This is a genomic window from Plantactinospora sp. CA-290183, from assembly GCF_050936375.1.
Lineage (GTDB): Bacteria > Actinomycetota > Actinomycetes > Mycobacteriales > Micromonosporaceae > Plantactinospora.
The window spans coordinates 553,263-576,740 of sequence record NZ_JBNJMX010000002.1; the positions used below are offsets into that span (position 1 = coordinate 553,263).

20 protein-coding genes are annotated in these 23,478 nt (G+C 73.1%); 5 read left to right on the forward strand and 15 right to left on the reverse strand.

The genetic code is table 11. From position 1 onward, the window contains the following. Window positions 1-2: 2 nt before the first annotated feature. The 4 genes from ACQEUR_RS07435 to ACQEUR_RS07450 are packed head-to-tail and all read right to left on the reverse strand — an operon-like array spanning window position 3 to window position 3,487. Window positions 3-1,181: a glycosyltransferase gene (locus tag ACQEUR_RS07435; RefSeq protein WP_433027340.1), complete on the reverse strand. Its 1,179-nt coding sequence runs from the start codon at window positions 1,179-1,181 to the stop codon at window positions 3-5. Beyond that, entirely contained in the window at window positions 1,178-2,407 is a 1,230-nt protein-coding gene (locus ACQEUR_RS07440; RefSeq protein ID WP_433027343.1) for a glycosyltransferase, read from the reverse strand. Before ACQEUR_RS07440 ends, ACQEUR_RS07435 begins: the two co-directional genes overlap by 4 nt. Continuing rightward, a complete protein-coding gene (locus ACQEUR_RS07445; protein ID WP_433027346.1) occupies window positions 2,404-2,667 on the reverse strand; it encodes a phosphopantetheine-binding protein in 264 nt (87 codons plus the stop codon). Before ACQEUR_RS07445 ends, ACQEUR_RS07440 begins: the two co-directional genes overlap by 4 nt. 28 nt (window positions 2,668-2,695) lie before the next feature. Continuing rightward, window positions 2,696-3,487 carry a thioesterase domain-containing protein gene (locus tag ACQEUR_RS07450; protein ID WP_433027349.1) on the reverse strand — a complete coding sequence of 264 codons (792 nt, stop codon included), beginning with the start codon at window positions 3,485-3,487 and terminating at the stop codon, window positions 2,696-2,698. A gap of 282 nt (window positions 3,488-3,769) precedes the next feature. On the opposite strand from ACQEUR_RS07450, the gene ACQEUR_RS07455 reads away from it, so the two are divergent. Then, window positions 3,770-6,082, forward strand: coding sequence for a phosphopantetheine-binding protein (locus tag ACQEUR_RS07455; protein WP_433027352.1), 2,313 nt, complete (start codon window positions 3,770-3,772; stop codon window positions 6,080-6,082). After that, a complete protein-coding gene (locus ACQEUR_RS07460) occupies window positions 6,079-7,101 on the forward strand; it encodes a 3-oxoacyl-ACP synthase III family protein (protein ID WP_433027355.1) in 1,023 nt (340 codons plus the stop codon). The genes ACQEUR_RS07455 and ACQEUR_RS07460 overlap by 4 nt, the downstream gene beginning before the upstream one ends. Before the next feature lie 2 nt (window positions 7,102-7,103). Here ACQEUR_RS07460 and ACQEUR_RS07465 read toward each other — a convergent pair whose 3' ends face one another. Further along, a complete protein-coding gene (locus ACQEUR_RS07465) occupies window positions 7,104-8,387 on the reverse strand; it encodes a condensation domain-containing protein (RefSeq protein WP_433027358.1) in 1,284 nt (427 codons plus the stop codon). Window positions 8,388-8,461: 74 nt separating this feature from the next. Between ACQEUR_RS07465 and ACQEUR_RS07470 the strand changes: the two genes are divergently transcribed. Further along, a complete protein-coding gene (locus tag ACQEUR_RS07470; protein WP_433027361.1) occupies window positions 8,462-9,160 on the forward strand; it encodes a 2-oxo acid dehydrogenase subunit E2 in 699 nt (232 codons plus the stop codon). On the opposite strand, the gene ACQEUR_RS07475 is transcribed toward ACQEUR_RS07470, so the two are convergent. The 3 genes from ACQEUR_RS07475 to ACQEUR_RS07485 all read right to left on the reverse strand — a co-directional run bounded on the left by ACQEUR_RS07475 (window position 9,117) and on the right by ACQEUR_RS07485 (window position 12,033). After that, window positions 9,117-9,965: a shikimate dehydrogenase family protein gene (locus ACQEUR_RS07475; RefSeq protein ID WP_433027364.1), complete on the reverse strand. Its 849-nt coding sequence runs from the start codon at window positions 9,963-9,965 to the stop codon at window positions 9,117-9,119. The two genes, ACQEUR_RS07470 and ACQEUR_RS07475, sit on opposite strands and share 44 nt — an antisense overlap. A 250-nt stretch (window positions 9,966-10,215) precedes the next feature. Beyond that, window positions 10,216-10,830, reverse strand: a complete 615-nt coding sequence (locus tag ACQEUR_RS07480; protein ID WP_433027367.1) for a lytic polysaccharide monooxygenase auxiliary activity family 9 protein — start codon at window positions 10,828-10,830, stop codon at window positions 10,216-10,218. Between the two features lie 267 nt (window positions 10,831-11,097). After that, on the reverse strand, window positions 11,098-12,033 hold the full coding sequence (locus ACQEUR_RS07485; protein ID WP_433027370.1) for a hypothetical protein: 936 nt from the start codon (window positions 12,031-12,033) through the stop codon (window positions 11,098-11,100). Window positions 12,034-12,131: 98 nt separating this feature from the next. Here ACQEUR_RS07485 and ACQEUR_RS07490 point away from each other — a divergent pair, with 98 nt between their 5' ends. Beyond that, entirely contained in the window at window positions 12,132-14,360 is a 2,229-nt protein-coding gene (locus ACQEUR_RS07490; RefSeq protein WP_433027373.1) for a hypothetical protein, read from the forward strand. Then, window positions 14,357-15,700, forward strand: a complete 1,344-nt coding sequence (locus tag ACQEUR_RS07495) for a hypothetical protein (protein WP_433027376.1) — start codon at window positions 14,357-14,359, stop codon at window positions 15,698-15,700. Before ACQEUR_RS07490 ends, ACQEUR_RS07495 begins: the two co-directional genes overlap by 4 nt. Window positions 15,701-15,726: 26 nt before the next feature. On the opposite strand, the gene ACQEUR_RS07500 is transcribed toward ACQEUR_RS07495, so the two are convergent. The 7 genes from ACQEUR_RS07500 to ACQEUR_RS07530 form a co-directional block, all read right to left on the reverse strand. Then, window positions 15,727-16,377, reverse strand: a complete 651-nt coding sequence (locus ACQEUR_RS07500; RefSeq protein WP_433027379.1) for a response regulator — start codon at window positions 16,375-16,377, stop codon at window positions 15,727-15,729. Then, window positions 16,374-17,519 (reverse strand): sensor histidine kinase, encoded by a 1,146-nt coding sequence (locus ACQEUR_RS07505; protein WP_433027382.1) that lies wholly within the window; start codon window positions 17,517-17,519, stop codon window positions 16,374-16,376. The genes ACQEUR_RS07500 and ACQEUR_RS07505 overlap by 4 nt, the downstream gene beginning before the upstream one ends. 9 nt (window positions 17,520-17,528) lie before the next feature. Further along, window positions 17,529-18,011, reverse strand: a complete 483-nt coding sequence (locus ACQEUR_RS07510; RefSeq protein WP_433027385.1) for an ABA4-like family protein — start codon at window positions 18,009-18,011, stop codon at window positions 17,529-17,531. After that, window positions 18,008-18,982 carry a hypothetical protein gene (locus ACQEUR_RS07515; protein ID WP_433027388.1) on the reverse strand — a complete coding sequence of 325 codons (975 nt, stop codon included), beginning with the start codon at window positions 18,980-18,982 and terminating at the stop codon, window positions 18,008-18,010. Before ACQEUR_RS07515 ends, ACQEUR_RS07510 begins: the two co-directional genes overlap by 4 nt. Before the next feature lie 236 nt (window positions 18,983-19,218). Further along, window positions 19,219-20,052: a helix-turn-helix transcriptional regulator gene (locus ACQEUR_RS07520; protein WP_433027391.1), complete on the reverse strand. Its 834-nt coding sequence runs from the start codon at window positions 20,050-20,052 to the stop codon at window positions 19,219-19,221. Window positions 20,053-20,107: 55 nt separating this feature from the next. Further along, on the reverse strand, window positions 20,108-21,031 hold the full coding sequence (locus ACQEUR_RS07525) for an SDR family oxidoreductase (protein WP_433027394.1): 924 nt from the start codon (window positions 21,029-21,031) through the stop codon (window positions 20,108-20,110). A 139-nt stretch (window positions 21,032-21,170) separates the two neighbouring features. Beyond that, complete coding sequence (locus ACQEUR_RS07530) at window positions 21,171-22,676, reverse strand: PepSY-associated TM helix domain-containing protein (protein ID WP_433027397.1); 1,506 nt, start codon at window positions 22,674-22,676, stop codon at window positions 21,171-21,173. Window positions 22,677-23,478: the final 802 nt, after the last annotated feature.

The window sequence follows — 23,478 nt, forward strand, 5'->3', positions numbered from 1 at the left end:
GATCAAGGCGCGATCGGCTTCAGGGCGAGGAGGTAGTGCTCCAGGGCGCGCTCGTCCAGGCTCTCGACGAAGCCGGCGGCGGCCGTACGGGACCGGGCGGAGATGTCGGCGTAGTGGCCGGGGTCGTCGACGAGCCGGCGCACCGCGGACACCCACGGCGTCAGGTCCTGGTCGGGCAGGTCCGGCACCGGGCGGGCGCGGTCGGCCGTGGCGTCGTAGGACTCGATCCGCCGCACCGGCAGTGAGTAGGGAACGCCCAGTTTGGCCTCGACCAGGCCGGCGATCGAGGCGGCGAGGACGGGGACTCCGCGCAGCATCGCGTCCACACAGCTGAACCCGAACGTCTCGTCCCACAGCGACGGCACCACGAGCATCCGGGTACGCCTCAGCAGGACGTCGATGTCGTCCACCGGCTCGGTGATCTCGATGTTCGGCACCCCCGCCAGCCGCTCCCGATCCTCGGCGGTGGTGCCCCAGGTGGGCACCGCGAGGAAGGGCAGCTCGGGGAGTGCTTCGGCCAGCCCCAGGAAGATCGGCAGACCCTTGTACCCGCACGGGTTGATCATCGTGATCGAGCCGGTGTCCCCGGCCGCGCCGCGCACCTGCGGCACCGGCCCGTAGACCGGCAGGTAGATCAGCTCCGACGGCAGGCCGCCGTGGTCGGAGAGGTACGACCCGACGGCCCGGCTGATCGCCACCACCCCGGCGGCCCGGCGGACCAGGCTCGCCCCGGCCGTGCTCGGGTAGAACGCGGCCGGGCCGAACGGCAGCTGCTGGATCGTGTACGCCAGGTACACCACCCGGCCCGGGGCGGCGCCCAGCGCGGCGGCGAGCACCATCCCGCCCGGGTCGTCGGAGGGCACCACGATCCAGTCCGGCTCCACCTCGGCAGCCACCGACTTGATCCGACGCATCAGCCGGGACGGCGACCGGACCGAGTGCACCGTCACCCCGCCCAGGTCGTAGACCACGGCGGTGTCGTCCGTCCGGACGTCCTGCGCGCCGAGCCCGGCCAGCCGCTCGGCCGGGTCGCCGCCGGTGGCCATGACCCCGGTCAGCGGCGCGACGACGTGGCACTCGTGGCCGTTGGCGACCAGGCTCTCGGCCAGCAGCCGGTTGGCCTTGTTCGCGCCGCCGTGCGCCGGCACGTGGATCATGTTCTGGGCGAACAGGACCTTCACCGCGTCGCCCCGTCCGTCGAGCCGGCCACGTGCCGGCCGGAGTCCGTCGCCACCAGTGCCTCCAGTGCCTCGCCGGCGCGGCGGACCGCGACGGCGGGATCGTCATCGGCCAGTTGTGCCGCCGCGCGGTCGCCGAACCCACTGTCGTCCAGCGCCCGGCGCAGCAGGTCCCCCGTCGTGGCCGGCGCCCAGTCGGCCGGACCGGCCCATTCCGCCAGGCCGCGGGCGGCCAGCCGGGCGGCGTTGTCCGGCCGGTCCAGCCCGTGCGCCAGGATCAACTGCGGCGTGCCGGCGCGCATCGCCCGCATCGCCGTGCCGATGCCGCCGTGGTGGACGACCGCGTCGAACCGGGGCAGCGCGGCCGTGAACGGCACCCGGGGCACCCACCGCACGCCCTCCGGCAATCGCTCGGGCAACAGGTCCCTGTGCGGGGTGACCACCACCGCGGTGCAGCCGGCCGCCGCCACCGCCGCCAGCGCGGCCGGATAGAACTCGGCGTGCAGCATCCGGCCGGTGCCGCCGGTGACCAGGACGGCGGGCCGCTGGGTCCCGGGCAGCTCGGCGTCGTCGGCGGAGCCGGTCTCGGCGTCGTCGCCGGGGATGAAGCCGGCGAGGTGGGTGTCTGCCGGTGCGCGGATCCCGGCGTCGTCGAACCACCGCGGCCACAGCGCCAGGGTCAGGCCGGCCGAGCGCGGCCAGGCTCTCCGGTCCGGCACCGGGCCGAGCCCGAACTCCGCCCGGATGTGGTCGAGGTCGTCGCCGAGGCCGCGCATCAGGAAGTGGGCACCGACCTCGGCGGTGATCAGTTGTGACGGGTACAGCGCCACCCAGGCCGCCGGCGCGCCCAGCAGCTCGGCCGCGATCAGCACCGACAGGGCCGACCCGTGCCGTCCAACCAGGACGGTGTCGCCCGGCCGGTGCCGGGCGGCCATCTCGGCGATCTCGGCGCGGAGCTGCGCGAACAGCCCGTTGCGGTCATAGAACTCACGCAACGCGCGTGGGCTGCGAAGATTCAGAAGATCCGGGGTGTACGCCAGGTGCCGCTCGTACTGCTCGTCGGTGTCCAGCGGGACGAACTCGGCCCCGGCCGCCGCGACCCGCTCCGCGTACGGCGCGTGGGTCATCAGCACCACGTCGTGCGCGCGGGCCCGCAGTCCCTCGGCCAGCCCGATCATCTGCAGGATGTCGCCCGCGGTGCCGCGGGTGACGAGGAAGACCAGGCTCATCGGCCGGCGACCGCGGCGGCGCGGGCCCGGTCGATGGCCCGGGCGCTGGCGGCCACCGTGAAGTCGTCCTCGAACAGGTCCGCGATGTCCACCTCCACCTGGTAGAGGTCCCACACTTCCTGGAGGAACCGAACCAGTCCGAGCGATTGGCCGCCGAGATCGAAGAAGTCGGCATCGCCCGAGGTGGGCGTCACGCCGAGAATGGTGGTCCAGATCCGGACGACCGTTTCCTCGGTCGCGGTGAATCGCTCAGCAGCCATTGCTGTCCTTTCGTGCGTGGCCGGCCGATCAGAGATCGCGGATCAGCGCGGCCAGGGCGGGATAGCCCGCGGACGACATGATCGATTGGTGGTCGCCGGGGAGGCGGCGCACGGTCAACCGCGAGATCTGCGGCGACCAGGGGTCGGGAGCATCGGATGACCCGCCAGCCGGATCGGAGCTGCGGATCGACAGCACCGGGCCGGGGTAGGGCCGTGGGCGGTAGGCGGCCGCGGCGGCCTCGTTGTGCCGGCAGACGTCAAGAATGCGGCCCAGGCGTTCGAGAGGGTACCGCGGCGGGACGCGCCGCTGGGCCGCCGCGGCGGCGCGTACCTCGGTCAGTGCCGCCTCCCTCGGCAGCGCGGAGAATCCGTCGGTCACCAGATCGACGTTGAGCACCTGATTGGTCAGGATCGACCAGGCCGTGTCGGAGCCGGTCGACCGGTACGCGGGGTCACCGTCGACGGCCACCACCAGCGGCGGCTCGTCGAGCAGGTCGGCCAGCAACCGGGCGGCCTCCAGCGCCAGGACGGCGCCGAGGGAGTAACCCAGGAACAGGCTGCGCCCGGCGGGCGGGTCGGCGGCGATCTCGGTGGCGTACCGGTGTGCCATGTCGAGCACCGCCGGATCGCCGGACTCCTCCTGGCTCAGCCCGGCCGACTCCAGGCCCAGGACGAGCCGGTCGCGCCCGATGTGCGGGGCCAGCTCGCCGTACGGCGCGACGGTGCCGCCGAAGGCGTGGAAGCAGTAGAGCGGCGGACCGGCCGTGCCCTTCTGGACCACGGTCATGCAGCGGGCCGGCGCGGATGGTGTTTCTGCCACGGGCACCCCGCTTCGATCGGGCGGGAAGGTCGATCAGGCGCACGCCCGGCTCGTCGGGGCGCCGGCCCTGTCGCGTCCCCGCGTACGCAGCCCGGGTCAGGCACAACCTGATCTTGACATCGATGTCGTGCAATGCTCGCGGATCGCTGACGTCCGGTCAACGGCGATGCCGCGCTCCGCAGTGGAGGGTATACGACGGACGCCCGGCGGGGCGTCCCCCGCGCACCCGCTGTGGTAGGAAGGAGGTCACCGGTCGATGATGATCGCTTTCTGGGGATGCTGATGGCGGAAGACGACCGGGTGTCCGCCCACCCGGCGTGGTCGGTGCGGGCAACGGAATGGACCCTGCGTGGCTACAGCACGGCACGGCCCGCGCGTGCCGCCGATCGCGGTACGGCGGTCCTGCTGCTCCCGGCCGAGCCCGAACCGGCGACCCGGGTGCGCGCCGCCTACCGGCTCGCCGGGTACCGCACGTCGGAGATCGGCGCCGATCCGGCCGACGAGGACGCCTGGCGTGCGGTGTTCGACGCCCCGGTGACCGCGCTGGCATACGCGACGTTCTTCGGCTGCTCACCCAAGGGCAGCCGGGACGGCCTCCGCGCCTGTATCGAAGCCGTCGCGCACGCACAGCGCCGCCCGATGACCGTGACGGTCCTGGCCACCCACAGCGTCGACGTCACCGGCGCGGAGCACCTCGATCCCGCCGTGGCCGCGCTGCACGGCCTGGTGGAGTGGGCCGGGCGTGAGCATCCCGACCTGCGGATCAGCGTGATCGACGCGGAGCCGGCCGTCAGCCCCGACGTCCTCGCGGGCCGGCTGGCCGACGGCTCCGAGCCGGTCGTCGCGCTGCGGGGCACCTCGGTCTGGACCCCGGCGTCGAGAACGCTGCACCTGCCGTCCCCGACGAGTCCCCCGCCGCTGCGCCGCCACGGCGTCTACCTGATCACCGGTGGTCCCGGCCGGATCGGTCCGGCGGTCGCCCGCAGCCTGGCCGCGACCGGTATGCAACCCCGGATCGTCCTGCTGGACACCTCGGCCGCCCCGTCCGGGGCCGAGGCGCTCCACGTGCGGGCCGACGTGACCGATCCGGTGTCGCTGCGCCGGGCCCTCGACACCGTCACCGGCAGGTCCGGGCCGGTGCACGGCGTGGTCCACCTCGCGGACGGCGACGGAACCGACGTCCTCGCGCTGGACGAGGTGTTCCGGGACCAGTCGCCGCTGGACTTCGTGGCGTTGTGTTCCACCGCGGCGGCTCAGACCGGTCCGTGGGAGGCCGCACTGGCCTTCCGGGATGCGTACGCCCGACAGCACAGCCGTGGCCCCACCCGTACGGCGTCGGTGCTGTTGCCGGTGCAGCCCGAGGAGACCGAATCCGGCGCCGATCCGGCCGAGTACCGCCGGGTGCTGAGCGCGGCGGCGGACTGGGCGCTGGACGAGCACCGCTGGGGCAGCCGTCCGGTGGTTCCGCCGTCGCTGCTCGTGGAGCTGGTCGTGGTGGCGGCGCGCTCACGTGCGATCGTGCCGCAGGACCGGGGTGTCGAGCTTCGTGACGTCGCTCAGCTGTCCGGGGTGGACGGCCGTCGTCCGGTCGAGGTGGGCGTCTCCTTCCTCGGGACCGGTGACGACTGTCGGTTCCGGGTGCGCTCCCGTCGAGCGGACGGCTCCGGCCCGTGGATCTGGAACGTCAGCGGCCGGGTCGGCGCCGCCCCGGACCGCGGCGAGCCGGTGGACGTCGACCGGTTGCGGCGCACCGCCCGGCGTGCCGGACCGCCGCCGGTCGGTGACGGATGGCTGACCCTCGGCCCTCGATGGGACTTCGGCGGCACCATGTCCGCCACGCCGGACGGAAGCCTGCTGTCGTTGTCGCTACCGGCGGCGTTCCACCGTGACCTCGCCGCACATCCGCTGCACCCGGGCCTGTTCGACCGGGCGCTGACACCACGGCAGGAGCGCGCCGGCGACCGGCAGGGTCCGGTCGTCCCGTTCGTGCACGGCCGGGTCAGCGTCCATGCGCCGCTGCCGGCCGACATCCTGGTGCATCTGCGGCCGGCCGGGACCACCGGCGACGTCGACGCCCGGGACGCCGACATCTATCACCCGAGGACCGGTGAGCTGCTGGTCCAGGTCCGGTCCTACACCGACCGGCGGGTGTCCCCGGCCGAGTACGACCGGCGCACGTCCGCCCCACCCGCCAGCGGACCGGCCCGGCCGGATCCCGATGACGCGGTGGCCGCGCTATGGACCGTGTTGACCGGCCCGTATCCGCCGGCGATCGCCCTGGTGCCGGCCGGTGACAGCCCCACGCCGGCCGGAGCCGTTCCTGCCGTGCCGCCGTCGGTGACGGCTCCCGCCGGTGGCGACGACCTCGAAGACCTGCTGCTCGACTGGTGGGGGCAGGCGCTCGGCGTCAGCGGCATCGGCCCCTCGGACGACTTCTTCGATCTGGGCGGGGACTCGCTGACCGCGGTGCGGGTCGCGGCGCGCCTGCGGGAGACGTTCGGCGCGGACCTGGGCATCGGCATCCTCTTCGAGGCCAGCACCGTGGGCCGGCTCGCGGAGCGGCTACGGGCACACGACCGGAAGGAGATCAGATGAGCTTCGGGCTCGTGTCGTTCGGGCAGACGCTCGGCGAGCCGACACCGGTGGCCGACGCGGTGGCCGAGTACACCGGGGACGAGGAGCGGATCCTCGGCTACGGGTACCGGACGATGCACCGCTGCCCGCCGGAGGTCGGCCTGACCGACCTGGCCGTGGAGGCCGGTGCGAAGGCGCTGACGGCGAGCGGCACCGACCCCGGTGAGCTGGATCTGGTCGTGATCGCCATCACCGACATCGTCGAGTACCTGTACTGGGACGCGGCGGCGAAGGTGGCGCACCGGCTGGGGGCGTCCCGGGCCGAGGCGGTGTTCCTGACCCAGGCGTGCACCACCGGGGTGATGAGCCTGGACACCGTGGCCGGGAAGTTCGCCACCCATCCCGGCTACTCGACGGCTCTGGTGATCGCGGTCAACCGCACCTGCGAGCCGTACTGGAACCGGATGGACGTCCAGCCCGCGGTGTTCTCCGACGGCGCGGTCGCCACGGTGGCGCGGCGGGGGCACCCGGCGCTGAGATGGCTGGCGACCGAGGTCACGACCGACGGTGCGTACGCCGACTTCTACCGGATGGAGGCCGGCGGCGCGGCGGCCCCGTTCCGGCCGGGCGGCACGGTTGACCCCGCCGACCTGAGGGTGCGCGACGCCTGGGACCTGATGGAGTTCTTCAACTACGACGGCGAGCGGTTCGAGGCGTTCGTCCGGATGCTCGACGAGCGCGGTGCCGAGACGATCCGGCGGGCCTGCGCCCGGGTCGGCGCCGACCTGAACGACGTGGCCCGTTTCATCCTGCCCAACGACAACGTGCGGGCGATGACCTCGATGGCTGCCGTCCTGGGCGTCGAGCTGGCCCGCACCAACGCCGACCTGTCCGCGGGGTACGGTCACCTCGGCGCCGCCGACCAGCTGTTCTGCCTGGCCGAGTACGCCGCGACCGGAGCCCTGGAACCGGGCACCAAGGTCGCGCTGTTCTCGATGGGCCGGGGCATGCACTGGGCGTGCAGCCTGCTTGAGGTGTGACGTCAGCCGTCGGCCGGGAGGTCGCGCAGTGGCCGGTCGAGCGCCCCGTCCAGGCCGACGAGCAACGCGTCGAACCGGTCGAGCAGGGTCCGTACGTCGGTCGCCCGGAACGCGTGATCGTTGTAGCGCGCCTCCAGCACCGCACCGCCGCCGCGCACGGCGAACACCAGCAGATCCAGGTCCAGCCGGCTGAACCCGGTGTGCACGGGGACCTGCGCGAAACTGTCCCGCCCGGCCTGCACCTCCGGCGGGAGGTAGTTGAACATGTACCGGAACAGCGGGCGCCCGTCGGCGCCGTCGTACGCACCGGGGAAGATCTCGTCGATCGACGCCCCGGAGTGCAGCAGCGCGGCGAGGAAGACGTCCCGCCCGGCGGCGACGAGCCGACGGAACGTCGAGGCCGGGTCGACCCGGGCCCGGATCCCCACGATGTTGACGTGGTAGCCGATCGAGTTCCCCGCCGCGGCGTCCCGGGCGTCCAGCGGCGAGCCCACCACGATGTCGTCACCGGCGCCGTGCCGGGCCAGCAGCAGGTGGTACGCGTTCAGCAGCACGACGTTCTCGGTGACCCGCAGCTCCGCGGAGATCGAGGCGAGCGCCCGGGTCGCGCCGGCCGACAGGGGGTGCCGGACGTGACCGCCGGTGAAACTGTCCGTCGGCCCGTCCGACCGGGCCAGGTCCAGCGGGCGGCCGGAGTCCGCGGCGCCAGCCAGTTGCTCACGCCAGTACCGGATGCTCTCCTCGGCCGGCGGCGGCTCGACGAACCGCTCGACCGGACCGACGAGCCGGTCGGGGATGGGGCGGTCCGCCGACAGGTGCCCGTACAGCTCGATCAGCTCGTCGGCGAGGACGCGCGTCGACCGGGCGTCCACGACGATGTGCGGGAGCACGAGACACAACACGTCGCCCACGTCCTCGCCGGTGAGGTGCGCGGCCCGTACCGGCAGGTCGGTGGTGAGGTCGAAGGGCCGGCCGGCGAACGCGCGCAGGTCGGCGTCGAGGGAACCGGCCGTCACGGCGATCGGCTCCACCTTCACCGCCGTACGCGGGTCGCCCGGGTCGAGGACCTGCCGGCCCGGGGTGCCGTCCTCATTGGGAAACAGCGTGCGCAGCGCCGGGTGCCGGCCGATCAGGTGTTGCAGCGCCGTGTGCACGGGCCACCAGCGAAGGCGGTGCGGAAAACGCAGCGCCACCGGGATGTTCAGGATGCCGTGGTCGGGCTCGTACTCGTGGAACAACCAGAGCGCGAGCTCCTTGCGGTTCAGGTCGAACTCGACGCTCGGCATTCGTTGGACCCTAACACGCAGATACTCAGCCAAGCCGATACGCTCGATCGTGGCTGCCGACCTGGGGAAGTGACATGGACCAGAGCGTGACCGTGGTGGAGCTGCCCAGGTCGCAGGCCGGTGTGGCGGCGGCCGTCACGGAGTCGCGCCGGACGATCCCGCCGGGGTTCGCGGCGATCGTCGTCCGGGTCGGCGCGGCGCAGGCGCTCGGCCGCCGACTGACCAAGGCGCACAAGCGGCTCATCGGGCTGCCCGAACTGGTGATGAAGGCGGTCGGCGACCGGCACCGGCAGTTCCCGCTGTGTTTCGGCGCGCTCGACGTCGCCGCCGGGGTGGTCCGGGTGGGCCCGCACGCCGACGTCGGCCTGACCATGGACGTCGGCGGCGGCCTCAGCGTGCCGGTGGTACGGGCCGTCGACGCGATGAGCGTGCCGGACGTCGCGGCGGAGATGATGGCGCACCGGATGACCGCACTGCGGGGCCGCTTCCGGCCGGCCGACCTCACCGGCGCCAACGTGGTGCTGGCCCTGCACAACGACGCCGACGTGCAGACCGCGGTGCCGATCATCCACCCTGGACACACCTGCGTGGTGTCGCTGGCCGCGACCGCTTCCCGGGTGGTGCTCAAGCCCGATGGCGGTCTGGGCACGGAACCGGTGGCTCAGCTCGGGCTGGCGTACGACCACCGGGTGCTGACCGGCCGGCACGCCGTCGCGTTCCTGTCCTCGCTCAAAGCGTCGATCGAGGCTCCGGAGACGTCGATCGGGCGGTGACACGGTCGAGCCCGAAGAAGCGCCGATAGTGCTCGAGTTGGTGCCGCAACATCGGCAGGCCCGGTTGCGTCCGGTGGCCCAGCGCCCGGGCCTGCCGCAACAGGGCCGTCTCGGCCGGCTCCATGATGATGTCCGCGACGGTCGCTCCGCGCGGCACCAGGTGCGGATCGAACGGGAGCGGGTCGCCGGGACGCAGCCCGAGCGGGGTGGCGTTCACGGCGATATCCACCCCTCGAAGGTCTGGTTCGGTCGTGCCGGTGACCTGGCCCGGCCACCGGGTCGCCGCCCGGGCGAGGAACGAGCGCAGCCGCTCGTCGTCTCGATCGCACACCGTCAGACGCCGGACCCCGTCCTGCAACAGGGCGACCGCGATGGCACTGCCCGCACCGCCGACGCCGACCAGGGCGACCTGTCGGCCAGTGACGGTTACGCCGGACGCGGCCAGCGCGGACACGAAGCCGGCCCCGTCGAAGTTCTCGGCGAGCCAGCGCCCGTCCGGCTGCCGGCGCAGCGCGTTGGCGCAGCCGGTGAGCTGCACGGTGGTGCTCCATTCGTCGGCGACCCGGCACACCGCCACCTTGTGCGGGACGGTGATCAGCAAGCCGTCGACGTTGCCTGTGGCCCGCAACCCGTGGACCACCGTGTCGAGGTGTGCGGGGCTGACCTGGACGGGCACCAGGACGGCATCGTGGCCCAGGTCGGCGAAGAGCGCGTTCATCAGCCGCGGGGCCTGCACCTGGACCACCGGGTCACCGAGCACCGCGAACAGCCGGGTCCGGCCGGTGATCGCACGGGCAACGTCCATGGCCGTCAGGCCGCCGGCCGACTCGTGCGGCCGATCCGGTTGGTGATCACGAAGCGACTCGCGGCGGCGGGTCCGTGATTGTCCTTCGGCACTCGCCCACGGTGCCATGCGGTGCTCGGCCCGAGCAACACGACTGCTCCGACGGCCGCGTGGGCGGACTCGCTGGACAGCGCACTCCGGCCCAGGACGCGAACGTCCTGGGCCGGAGTGGTGGCGCGGCTGTCGATCCTGCCGATCAGGCGATATTCGATCAGGAGATGTTGATGTCGCTGCACCACATGTAGGCCTGGTCGAGGTGCGATGCCTGCCAGATCACGAAGAGGACGTGGGGTCCGGTGCGCCCGGAGGTCGACACGTTGAACGAGATGTTCTGCGCCGGCGCGTAGCGTCCGGTCGTCGTGATCAGATCGAGGTTTCCCCACCCGACGCGCTGGGTGGCGGGGTTGAACCCCTGCTTGGTGACGTAAGCCCGGAAGAAGTCGGCACCGTGGCTGGCCTGGTCGTACAGCTGGACCGTGAAGCTGCGGCCGACGTTGGTCCTTCTCCACTCTCCGGGCTGGTTCAGGCTGTTGTTCCTGGAGAGGCCGTTGCTGCACAGCGACCCGTCCGGAGTGCTGCCCTGGTAGTTCCCGCCGAGGCCGTCCCGGAGCTGGCTCATCCAGTTCCACATGGTGTCGGGGTTGGCCTGGAACGCCTGGTAACACATCGGGTCCTGCTGCTGCATGGCCGGGTTCGTGTGGCTGCTTCCCCAGGCTTGCCAGCACTGGTAGGCGCGAGATGCCGGGTTGACGATGGTGCCGTGGGCCTGGGCTACGCCGGACCAGGGCAGCATGCCGACCATCATGGTGAGCACCAGAGCAAGCACTCGAAGGGGCTGGCGGACGGCTGACCGGGTTCGCCCGCCGGATTGATCGAGCTTGCGAGAAGGCATGGTACGTCCTCCGTTCTTTGACGGTGGGGGATCGGTGTGGGAGCGCTTCCGGTAGTGTCGCATCGACAGTTGCAAATATCAACAATGATCTTGTCCGGTCCGTCGTGCCGGCGCCGAGGCCACGGCGATGCCCTCTGCGCCGAGTTGGCCGGAGCCGCCGTCGGTGCAGCTCAGCACCGGTCCACCCCGATCAACCGGGGGTCAGTGCCGTCCGTTGTCCACGAGGGCCAGCGCCAGGTCGTACGCCTCGACGAACTTGCCGTGTGCCACCCAACTCTTGGTGCGCATGTGCCGGGGCCAATCCTCCCGGCGGTCGAGCAGGCGCGCCAGCGGGATGTGGTACGGCCGCTCCACGCAGTGCAGCCCGTCGGTGGAGATCACCCACTGGTCGTTGGGCATCTCGACGACCGGCCCCAGTTCTACCGGCAGCCGGCCGGTCTGTGCGGCGACCGCCGTCCGCAGGGTGTGCACCAGAGCGCCGGTCCATCCGCCGAGCAACGCGTCGGCCTCCACCGCGAGGGCCGCCGCGACCCGGCCGGTGAGGTCCGCCGCGCTCTCTCCGGCGCGCCAGTCGAGCATGTCCAACGGTTGACCGTCGGCCCGTTCCAGCCCCACCGGCAGGCTCGCCGCCTCGGCCGGGGAGCGGGGCGCCCGGATCCGCAGCCGCGCGCCGGACCCGCGCACCTTCACCCGTACCCCGTTCGGCGCGATCGCCGAGACGGAGTCGGCCTCGGCAAGTACCCGGGCCACGGCGCGCTGGGTCGGTGACCGGTCGGCGGCGGCGAACGCCTCGTCCCGGCGTTCGCCGAGCCGCTCGATGTCGTCGCGGCTGGTCGCGCTCAACGCGTCGATCATCGCGGCCGTCGCCGAGACCTCGGTACGCACCTGGGCCAGGTCGCTGGAGATCGACCGGGTCTGCTCCTCGGTACGGCGCATCCGCGCCTCCAGCATCCGGCCGAGGAACAGCAGCGGCATCAGCATCACCAGTGCCGAGCCGAACTGCTGGAGCAGGCCGGGCAGGTAGGACCGGCCCTCGATCAGCCAGCCCGCCACCACCATCCCGGCCCCGACAAGTGTCGCGAGGATCGGCAGGGTGGTGTTGGGGTCGCGGGCGTGTCGCCAGAGCCTGACCAGCATCTGCCTCATCCCCTGGGTGGCGGCGCTCGGTTATCGTCGGGAAGGGACGGTGACGGTCCGGTGTCCTGGACCGCAGGTTCGCTCCATCATTCCGGGCGGTGCCGATGCGCGCGACCGAGACCAGAGTGGTCGGTGTTCCGGTGGCCTACGGGCTGGAGACCTTCCGCAACCGGGTCGATGAGATCGACCACGTCGTCGAGGCGCTGGCGCGGCCCGACACCCGCGTCGTCACCGTCGTCGGCCGGCGTGGCATCGGCAAGAGCGCCCTCGCTGCCAAGGCCACCGAGCGGCTGGTGACGGCCCTCGACGGACACCGTCCCGGCGGCATCGTCAACGTCAGCTCCCGTACCTCCGGGATCAGCCTGGAGCGGATCTTCCTCGACGCCGCCCACCTGCTCGGCCCCGCTGAGGAGGAGCGCCTGCTCCAGGTCTGGTCCAGCGGCCGTTCGGCGGCCGACAAGGTACTCGAACTCTTCACCGCGCTGGCCCCGCTGCGCTGCCTGATCATCGTCGACAACCTGGAGGACCACCTCACGGACGAGGGGGAGGTGACGGACGAGGGCCTGCGGCTCCTGCTCGACCTGGTCTTCCGGGCGCCGGACCCGCCGCGCCTGCTGATCACCAGCCAGGTGCCGCCCGCCCTACCCACGGCGGTCCGCCGCTACGAGGCCCGCCTCCGGCTGGACCAGGGACTCCCCACCGAGGAGGCGGTCGAACTGCTGCGCGACCTCGACCGCTCCGGGACGACGGCGCTGGGCGACGCCAGCGGTGCCGAACTTGCCGAGATGGCCCGCAAGGTGCACGGCATCCCCCGCGCGCTGGAACTGGTCTTCGCCGCGATGAGCGACGACTACCTGACCATGCCGTCGCTGGACGAGATGCTGACCTCCTTCGCCGGGCGCGGCGACATCGTGGCCGGCCTGGCCCAGGACCGCTACCACCGCCTCGACGAGCCGGCCCGGATCGTGCTGGACGTGCTCGCGGTCTTTCACCGGCCGGCGTCGGTGGAGGCGATCGCCTGGGTGCTCCGGCCGATCGCGCCGGCCGTCGACGCCGCTCCGGCCCTCGCCACGTTGGCGCGTACCCACATGGCGACGCTGGACCGACGGTCCCGCACATTCGTGCTGCACCCGCTCGACGCCGACCTGGCGTACGCCGGCCTGCCGGAGTCCGGCGTACTCGGCCGGCGGTCGCTGGAACGGCGGACCGCGCAGTGGTACCTGCACGAGGCACCGGACGAGTCGCGGTGGGAGGTCGTCGACGACGTGTCGGCGTACCGCTGGGCGTTCCAGCACTGGGTCAAGGCGTACGACTACGGCCCGGCCGCGCGGTTGCTGGAGCAGATCGGCGAGTTCATGGTCTGGCGCGGCTCGACGGCGGCCGTCATCGAGATGCACGCCGACATCGACGGCCACCTGACCGACGACGACACGATTCTGGGGCACCTGCTCGGGTACGGTTTCGCCCGCACGATCGGTGGCCCGGTGGCCGCCGCGGTGCCGTTGCTGGAGCGCGCCGAGGAACTGGCCCGGGCCGACGGGGACGAGCGGAAGGTGGAGAACGCGCTCCGCCTGCTCGCCGGCGCGTACCGGCCCGCGGGCCGGCTCCGGGACGCGATCGCCGCCGGACTGGCCGCCGCGGACCTGGCGCACGGGCTCGGCAACCACCACAACGAGAGCCACTCCCTGATCAACGTCAGCCTCGCCTACAGCTATCTCGGCAACATGGGCGACGGGCTGCGCACCGCCGAGCGGCTGCGCGAGCTGGGTGAGGCGCACGACGACGACCTGTTGGTGGCGCGGGCGCGGGACGCGAAGAGCGCCGCCTACCTCGTCGGGCGACGGTGGGAGGAGGCCCGGGACGAGGCGGTCGCCGCCATCGGCGCGTACGAGCGCACCCGGGTCACCGAGGCCATCGGGTACGCCCGTAACGTGCTGGGCCTCGCGCTGCTCGGGCTCGGTGACGCCGGGGCGGCGACCGACACCTTCCAGCTCGGCCTGGCCGACGCCTTCACCTCCGAGCAGCCGAGGGTCGAGGGCTTCTGCCGATACAACCTCGCCTGGGTCTACTGGTCGGCGGGGCGACTCCAGGAGGCCACCGGCGAGGCGCAGCTCAGTCGGCGCGCGTTCGAGCGGGCCGGCAGCGCCGAGGAGCCCGCCGCCGCCGCGCTCGCGCTCGCCGCCGCCGCGATGCTGGCCGGCGACGTACCCGAGGCGTCCGCGCGGCTGGCCGAGGCGGCCCGGCACGCCGGCGCGAACCCGGACCTCTGCCCGGCGGCATGGCTCAGCGCCGAGGCGGACCGACTGCGGAGAGCGGGTGCGGGATGAGTAAACCGGAGGACCTGGTGGGCGGGGCCGAGCTCGCCTACTTCCACGGTCGGGACCGCGAGGCCGTCACGCTGTGCGAGCAGGCGCTCGACCTGCTCGACGCCGAGCCGGTACGGCGACCGGAGCCCCGGGTCCGGGCGCTGCATGTGCTGCTCTCGGCCACCCAGCGCTGGTGGGGCGCCGAGGGGTCACCGCAGCGGTCGACCGCCGAGCTGGTGGCGGCGGAGCTGGCCACCGCGGACGACAGCGGCGACCCGCTGCTGAAGTCGATGGCCCGGCACGCGCAGGGCGCGCACCTGATCGCCACGAACAGCCTGCCCGAGGCGATCTCGGTGCTGGAGGAGGCGGTCCGGTACGCCCGGGAGAGCGGCGACCCGCTGGCACAGGTCGACGCCATCGCCGAACTCGGCCACCACATGGCAGGCCGGGATCTGGACCGCACACTGGAACTGCTCACCGAGGCACACCTGCTGGTCGACGGGCTGGACGGTCGCGACATCGGGGTGCTGGTGCGCTCGGGGCGGATCGCGGGCTTCCTCGGGGTCGGCCAGTTCGACGCGGGGAACTTCGACGAGGGCGAGCGCTGGTTGCGCCGGGCGCTCGCCGACCTGGAGGCCGCCGGCATCCTCGACCAGTTCCTCATGATGTCCAACTACCTCGGGCAGCTCCTGGTGGCCGCGGGCCGCTTCGCGGAGGGGCGGGAGATACTCGGCCGGGCGATCGACCGTACGCCCCGGGAGCCGGACGCCAGCACACACCTCGGCTACAACCTGGGCCTGCTCGGGAAGCTGGAGCTGGAGAGCGGCCGGCCGGTCGAGGCGGCCGGCCCGATCAACGAGGGGTGGCGGCACCTCCGCCAGACCCGGCACGCGAGCGTCCGCCCGATCCTGCGCAACTACCTCGCCGAGCTGCTCATCCACCCGGGCTACGAGCGGCGGGACCCGGCGGCCGCGGCCCGGCTGCTGGTGGAGAATGCGCAGGACGCGCGTCGCACCGGCTTCCTGCGCAGCGAACTCAACGCGCTGACCCTGCACGCCCAGGTGCGGCTCGAACTCGGTGACCTGCCGGGCGCCGTCACGCTGGCCGAGCAGGCGGCGGTCCGGTTGGAGAAGGCGGGGGCGCTGCCGGCGTTGCGCAGCGAGGAGGTCCACCTGGTGCACCACGACGTGCTGCGACGTGCCGGGCGGCACGCCGACGCGCAGCGGGCGCTCGCCCGGGCCCGGGAGATCCTGCTGGCCAAGGCCGGAACGATGGCCGCCGCCGAGCACCGCCGCACCTTCCTGACCCGCGTGCCGGTGAGCGCCGCCATCCTGGCCGCGACCGACCGCTGGGGGTCGTGACCCGGCCACGGGCGCCGACGTACCGGTCAGCCGCCGCCGGTCAGGTCGGACTGGGCGGCCAGCAGCGCCAGCCGGATCCGGTTGGCCGCGCCGGTCTTGGCGAGCAGGCTCGTCACGTGCGTCTTCACCGTCGTCACCCCGAGGTGCAGCCGGTCGGCGATCTCCCGGTTCGACAGGCCCACGCCGACCAGCGCCAGCACGTCCCGCTCGCGGGCGGTCAGGGTGCCCGGCAGTGCGGCCGGGATCTCCCCGACCCGGGTCCGTACCGCCTGGTCGACGAGTCGCCGCAGCACCGCCGGACTGAACGGCGTCTCCCCGGCCGCCGCCGAGCGCACCGCCGCCAGCAACTCGTCCGGGGTGGCGTCCTTGACCAGGAAACCGCACGCACCGGCGGCCAGCGCCGGGAACAGGTGGTCGTCGTCGTCGAACGTGGTCAGCACCACCACCCGTACCGCCGGCCGACTGGCGTGGATCCGGGCGGTCGCGGCCGTGCCGTCGACGAGCGGCATCCGCAGGTCCATCAGGACCACGTCCGGCGCCACCTGCTCGGCGAGCCGGATCGCCTGCTGGCCGTTCTCCGCCTCGCCGACCACCGCCATGTCGGGGGCCGACTCGCAGAGCATGCGCAGCCCGGCGCGGACCAGCCGCTGGTCGTCGACGAGCAGGACCCGGATCACTGCCGGACCCCGGCGGGCAGTACGGTCCGCAGCCGCCACCCGGTGCCGTCCGGGCCGGCGGTGAGGGTGCCGCCGAGCACCTCGACCCGCTCGCGCATGCCGGTCAGCCCGTGGCCGGGCTCGGCGTGGGTGCCCCGCACACCGCCACCGTCGTCGGTGATCTCCCAGTGCACCGCCTCGTCGACCATCCGTACCCGGAGCCGGGCCCGGGCCGCCGGGCCGGCGTGCTTCGCCACATTGGTCAGCCCCTCCTGGGTGAGCCGCAGCACGGCCAGCCCGCGCACGGTGTCCAGCCCCGCCACCGCCGGGTCGATCGTGGCGTCCACCGTCAGGCCGCTCCTGACGGCACGGTCCACGGTGCTGGCGAGTGCGGCCGGCAGCGCCCCCGGCTCGATCGGCACGTACGCCGACCCGTCGGCGACCATCGCGGGATTGCGGAGCACGGCCACCAGCCGGCGCAGGTCGGCCAGCGCGGCGGTACCGCTGCTGTGCAGGTCGTCGAAGACCTCGGTGACCCGGGGGTCAGCGTCGTGCAGCACGTGACGGGCCACGCCGACCCGCAGCACCATCGAGGCGACGTGGTGCGCCACGAGGTCGTGCAGTTCGCGCGCGATGGCGGCCCGTTCGCCGGTCCGGGCGGCGTGCGCCTCGACCGCCACCCGCTGCTCGGCCTGCCGGGCGAGCTGGTGGCTGGACCGGATGTTGATCCCGATCAGCGTCGGCACGCCGACCGTGATCGCGACGTCGTAGAGCCAGGTCAGCAGGTCGGACGGCAGGTGGTCGAGGAGGTGCGCCGTCGCCAGCGCCGCCACCCCGATGCCGACCCGTCGGATCGGGGCCCGCAGGGCCAGCTCCAGGACCGCCCAGGTGGCGCCGACCTCGGGCACCACCGGGGCGGCCTCGCCGAAGCAGACGGCGAGGCCGACGACCAGCGACGACGCCAGCGCGCCGGCCAGCGGCCACCGCGCGTGGAGCGGAACCAGCGAGAGGGCGACGGCGGCGAAGACCCAGTCGATCGTGGCGTACGGCTCGGCGACGTCGGCGCGCATCAGCAGGTAGCCGACGCCGCTCAGGGCCAGCAGGGTCAGTCGCAGCCACGCGTACCGGTCGTCGAACAGCCGGGACACCCAGCGCGTCACCACGGCACCAGCCTAGGCGCGCGGGTCGACGGCGGGGACCCCGGCGGACCGCTCGGTTTTCCGGGCGGTCGCCGGCGCGGCGGCCGGGCGGGCGGACCGGACGAGCAGGTAGCCGAGCAGGCCCAGCGGGGCCAGCAGGATGGTCAGCACCAGCAGCGGCGCCATCACCAGCGGGTGGACCCGGCGCTCCCGGCTGTCCCGGTACATCCACCGGCCGACGAAGAGGTCGAAGGCGACGAAGTGCGCCCAGGCGGCCGCGGTGAGGGCGGGCACGGCCAGGGCGTCGCGCAGACCGTCCAATGTGGGTGCCGTCACCGCCGGCCAGAGCACGTCCAGGTGCGGCACGGTGAGCATCGCGTAGACCACCAGCGGCGGCGCGACGATCCACGGCGACGCGATGATCCGGCGGGTCCGGGACCATCCCGGGGCCAGGATCATCAGGGTCCAGAACGGAACGACCAGCGGGAACACCAGCCCGAAGAGGAGTGTGCTCATCGGTACACCTCGATCCGCTCCGCCTCGGGCGCCGGCGCCGGCGGGCGCCGGCGCAGCGCGGCCACCGCGCCGACGGCGGTGGCCGCCGCGAGCAGGCCGGCGGCCGCGAGCGTGGCACCGTCCGGGTCGATCAGCGGCTGGCCGCGCAGGGCCTGCCAGGTCACCAGGGCGACCAGACCGGAGTACCCGGCCGCGGCCACCAGGACCAGCCGGAGCCGTACCCGGCCGTCGCGCAGTCGGGGGAAACGGCCGGCCAGCGCCGCGAGCGCGATCGCGAGCAGCGGCAGCGCCTGCAGGGCGTGCATTCCCACGAAGTGCGAGATCCGCAGGTCCCCGCCGGTGGTGCTCCACCCCGTGACGGCCATCCCGGCTCCGCCGTCGGGCACGCCGACGCTGTGTGCGCCCACGATGTCGCCGGTGCCGGCGGCCAGTTGCGCGTCGGTCGGCAGCACCATCAGGAACCCGACCCCCATGCCGGCCAGTGCGATGAGCACGCCCAGCCGCAGCGTCCACGTAATGGCCGGCTCACCCACCCGCTGGATCATCAGCAGTACGGCGACCACCAGCGTGCCGAGGTAGAGCACCCCCGCCATGCCGGCCATCCCCATCAGGATCATCTCGTCCAGCGGGGTGGTGTTGTTGAAGTGGCTCTGCCGGCCCCGGGCCGCCTGCCCGACGATGAGCCCCACCTCCAGGATGCCGGCCACGGCCACGACGGTGCCGGTCCACCGGGCGGTCCGGCGGCCACGGCGGAGCAGCGGGATCATCCAGGCCAGCGTGACGGCGTAGGCCACGAACGAGACGGCGAACTTGAACGGCTTGAGCCAGACCGGCGCGCCGAGCAGTTCCCGGTCGTCGACGACCAGCCCGGCCAGGGCGACGACGGCGAGCGCCGCCATGGTGCCGGCGAAGAGCATGAGGGGCGGATGCCAGGCGATGGCCCGCCGCAGAGAAACCGGTGAATAGGTCATGCCCTCACGGTCGTCGCCGGGGCGCCCCGGCACACCAGCCGCCGGGCCCGGCGGCCGGCCCCCGGTACGAGCCAACCTCCTCCCACGGTAGGAGGCCGGGCACTTGCGAGGCTGCGGCGCCCGGAGCATCACCAGCGGATCAGGCGGGCCCGCCGGTGCCCTGGGATCCGGTGTCCGGGGTGACGCGAGGTGGCGCTGGCCCATGGGAACGCCGGTCAGGCGCCTCGGGCGGCGCGTCAGAGGCGCTGGTCTCCGACGACCGAGAGCAGTTGAAGCTTCTCGTAGCTCTCGCTGCCCGGTGCGGCGGTGTAGACCAGCAGGGCCTGGGACTGGTCGGGGTCGACCAGGGTCTGGCAGTGCAGTTCCAGCAGCCCGACCCGCGGGTGTCGGATGCGTTTCGGCGCGCAGTACGGGCCCGGGACGGGGTGCTCGCGCCAGATCTCCGCGAACTCCGGGCTGGCCGCCAGCAGCGCGTCGACGATGCCGGCCGCGCGGGAGCCCCGGCCGTCCCGGGTGTACGCGCCGTGCAGGTGCGCCGCGATGAGCCGGCTGTGCGTCGGATGGTCCTCCTCCGGGTAGCTCAGCCGGGCGGCCGGGTCGGTGAACCACCGGTAGTGCAGGCTGCGGGCCAGTCCGGTGTACCCGCTCTCGTCGCCGAGCAGTGCGACCGCCGGCCGGGTCTGGGTGAGCGTTTCGCCGAGGAGGTTCACCACCTGGGCCGGGGTGTCCGCGAGCCGGTCGAGGATCCGCATCATCCCCGGATTGATGTGGTCGGTGCGCCGTACCCGCCGCGGCGTGGCATGGCCGGCGAGGCGGAACAGGTGGTCCCGCTCGTCGAGGGAGAGGCGCAGCCCACGGGCGAGCGCGGCCAGCATCTGCTCCGACGGGTGCGGCCCGCGCTGCTGTTCGAGCCGGCTGTAGTAGTCGGTCGACATGTCGCTCAGCGCGGCGACCTCCTCACGGCGCAGCCCTCCGGTACGCCGCCGCCGTCCCCGGGGCAGCCCGACATCCTCCGGTTGCAGCGCCTCCCGCCGGGTACGCAGGAAGTCGGCCAGTCGAGCGCGGTCCACGGGTCAGCCTCCTTGCCGACGGTGGGAGATGGGGACGACGAGCGGTGCGGAGACCTCAGACGGCGGCGAACCGGACCCGGGCCAGCCGTTCCGAGACGTCCCAGAGCCGGGCGGCGTCGGCCTCGTTGCGCGCCGAACGGTAGATGGACAGTTCGGTCGGACCACCCGTGAACTGGCCCAGGCCGTCCGGGCCGTAGAGGTGGCCGCCCCGCGCCTGCGGGCTGGTGGCCGCGTACAGGGCCGGGAGCAGGCCCGTGTCGACGGTCTGCACGAACAGTCCTCGGCGGGCGAGCCACTTCATGATCGACTCTTGCCGGGAGGGACGCGCGCGGCCCAGGTTCGGGCCGGCGGCGTACAGGTTGGTCAGGGTCGTCCCCGGGTGTGCGACGGTGCTGACGATGCCCCAGCCGCCCGCCCTGCTCCGCCGCTCCAACTCCAGGCCGAACAGCAGGTTGGCCAGCTTCGACAGGTTGTACGCGCGGACCGGTGAGTAGCGCCGCTCGCTCTGCGGGTCGTCCCAGTCGATCCTGCCGAACCGGGCGGCACTGCTGGACATGGTGGTGACCCGGGCCCGGCCGGCGCGCAGCAGCGGCAGGATCCCCCCGGTGAGCGCCACGTGGCCGACGTGGTTGGTGCCGAACTGCAGCTCCAGGCCGTCGCTCGTGGTGTGCCGGGTGGCGGGGGCCATCACCCCGGCGTTGTTGACCAGGATATGGACCGGCCGGCCCTCGCGGTTGAGCGAGTCGGCCAGCGCGGACACCGAGTCCAGCGAGGCCAGGTCCAGCTCCCGGGTGGTGACCGCCGCCCCGGGGACGAGCGCGCGGATCCTTTCGACCGCGGCGGCGCCCTTGACGGGATTGCGGACCGGCAGCACCAGTTCGGCGCCGGCCCGGGCCAGCCGCCCGGCCAGACCGAGGCCGACGCCGTCGCTCGCCCCGGTCACCAGGGCGAGCTTTCCGGACAAATCAGGTACGGACACGTCGTGCACAACAACTCCCCGGTCGGCGGTATTTCTGTCGCTCGTACCGAGCGTGACACCGCGGCCACGGGTGAACCATGCACCGCCGATCCAGGGATCGGCGGTACCCGGATACCGCCCTGCGCCCGACCTGTGCCGGCTATCCGCCGGTGGGTGCCGGTGAGACCGGAACCGCCGGCCGCCGGCGCCGCCGAGCTGCCAGCCCGACGGCCAGGTCCACGGCGAGGAAGCCGAGCAGGGTGACCCCGAACACCGGCAGCGCCACCCCGACCGCGACGGTGAGCAGCGCGCCGACGGTCAGCAGCGGCCACCGCAGCAGCCGCCAGGCACCCCGGGCGGGCGGGGCACCGACCGGCGCCCGCCGGTCCGACCGGGTGGGCCGGCGCTGCCACCACATCCGGTAACCCCAGACGAGTACGCAGAGCAGCCCGACGGCGAGCGCGGCGAGCAGGAGCTGGTTGACGAGGCCGAAGAGGTAGCCCATGTGGGCCTGGATGCCGAGCTTGGAGACCTGGGCGAGCAGTGGCCAGTCGGCGAAGTCGCTCCGCGCGACGACCCCGGTCGCCGGATCGACCACGACCCGGTCCAGCCGTACCGGCCAGGTGTTGTCCACCTGGGTCACCAGCCACCCCTGCCCGGCCCCGGTCGGGACACCCAGCTCGACCGGCCCGGTGACCCCGGCCGCGCCGGCGTGCCGGACGACCGCGTCGACGGCGGTCAGGTCGGCGGCGGCGCTCTCCGGCCCGGCCGTACCGCCGTGGTGGTGGCCGCCGTCGGCGGCGCCGGCCGGGCCCGCCGGGTCCGGCAGTGCCGTCTCGACGGCCGGGCTCTGCGCGCCGAGGGTCTCCAGGGCGGTCGCGAAGTTGGCGCCGGCCCACCTCGACCAGGTCAGTCCGGTCGCGGAGAGGACCAGCAGCCCCACCGCCATCCAGACCCCGACCGAGGCGTGCCAGCCCCGGGTACGGCGGACGCCCCGCGCGCCCAGGTCGGCCAGGAGGATCCGCCGGGCCCGCGCCCGGGATCGCCACTGCCGGTTGAGCCAGAGCGTCAGGCCGCCGAGGACGAGCACCCACAGCCAGCTCGCGGCGACCTCGGAGTAGACCCGGCCGACGGCGCCGAGGTGCAGATTCCGGTGCAGGTCGTCGAGCCAGGTCGTCAGCGGGGTCGAGCCGAACCAGGTGACGAGGGTTCCCCGGACCCGCAGCGTGTAGGGGTCGACGTAGACGGTGTGCTGCTTCTCCCCGAGCTCGGGCAGCGAGAAGACCACCCGGGTGGTGGCCTCCGGTTCCGTGGCCGGCAGGACCGCCGTGACGGTACCGTCCGGATGCGCGGCGACCGCCGCCGCGACCTGCGCGGAGAGCGGTTCCGGCCGGTCGCCGACCTGCGCGACCCGCAACTGGTCGGCGTAGACCAGGGAGTCCAGCTGCGGGGTCGACACGAAGGCGAGCCCGGTCAGCGCGGCCACGGCCAGGAACGGTGCGACCAGGATCCCGGCGTAGAAGTGCAGCCGGGTCAGCAGCGGGACCGGTGACCACGACCGGCGGGACGCGCCGGCCGGTGGCGACGGGCCGTCCGGCCGTACCTCCGCCGCCTCCGGCGGATCGTCGGGCGCGGTCGTGGTCACCTCGGACGGGCTGATGGACACGGTGAACCCCCTGTGCGGGCGACGGTGCGCACGTGACCGCTGCCGTGTCGGTACGGCTCGGCCACTGCATCCGCAACGTCGGGACCCTGCGGAGCCGCGCGAACGGCCGACGTCGACCGTTCGCGACATCAGTCGTCGCGGCGGTCCGACAAGTTCCACGGGATCCATGTTCCCGAATGCGAGGGGTGCTCGGCGGTGGCCACGGGCCCGCGCGGGCACAGCGGGCGGGGGGGGGTCGGCCCGGTGCGGCGGGGCGACCACCCGCCCCCGGCGCCCGGGGAGCGGTGCCCGCCGGCTTTCCCCGCATCCACGCACCCGACAATTCATCTTGATCATCGAATGATCCCGACCGTTCGGTCCGTAAACCGCCCCGTCGGCGCCGATTTCCGGTGGGTTCTCTCCGTGGCGATTGCTCCGCCTGATCGCCTGACCAGCCGGAACGCGAATCTGGAAGTCGCTTCAGAAAACAAACCGTTTTTCCGGCCATTTCTTGCTGCACGTTCGGCAATTCCGGCCGGTTGACTTCTTTCGGAGGCGGCACTACATTGAAACACGTCATCCGAAATCGTTGATGGCGGAAATGCTACCGTGATTGATGAGCCGGGGTCTTCTGCGGGCACGAACAGGCAGGCCGCACCGCTTTTGTGTGCGCCGCCTGCGTCATTTCCTCCCGGCACATCCGCGTTGTGCGCGGTCCTTCCTATCGTGTTAGAGGAAAGAAGGCGTCATCAGACGCATCCGTACCCTCAGCCAGGCCCTCGTCGGCATCGCAGTCGTAGCCGGCAGCGTGGTCAGCTTCGCC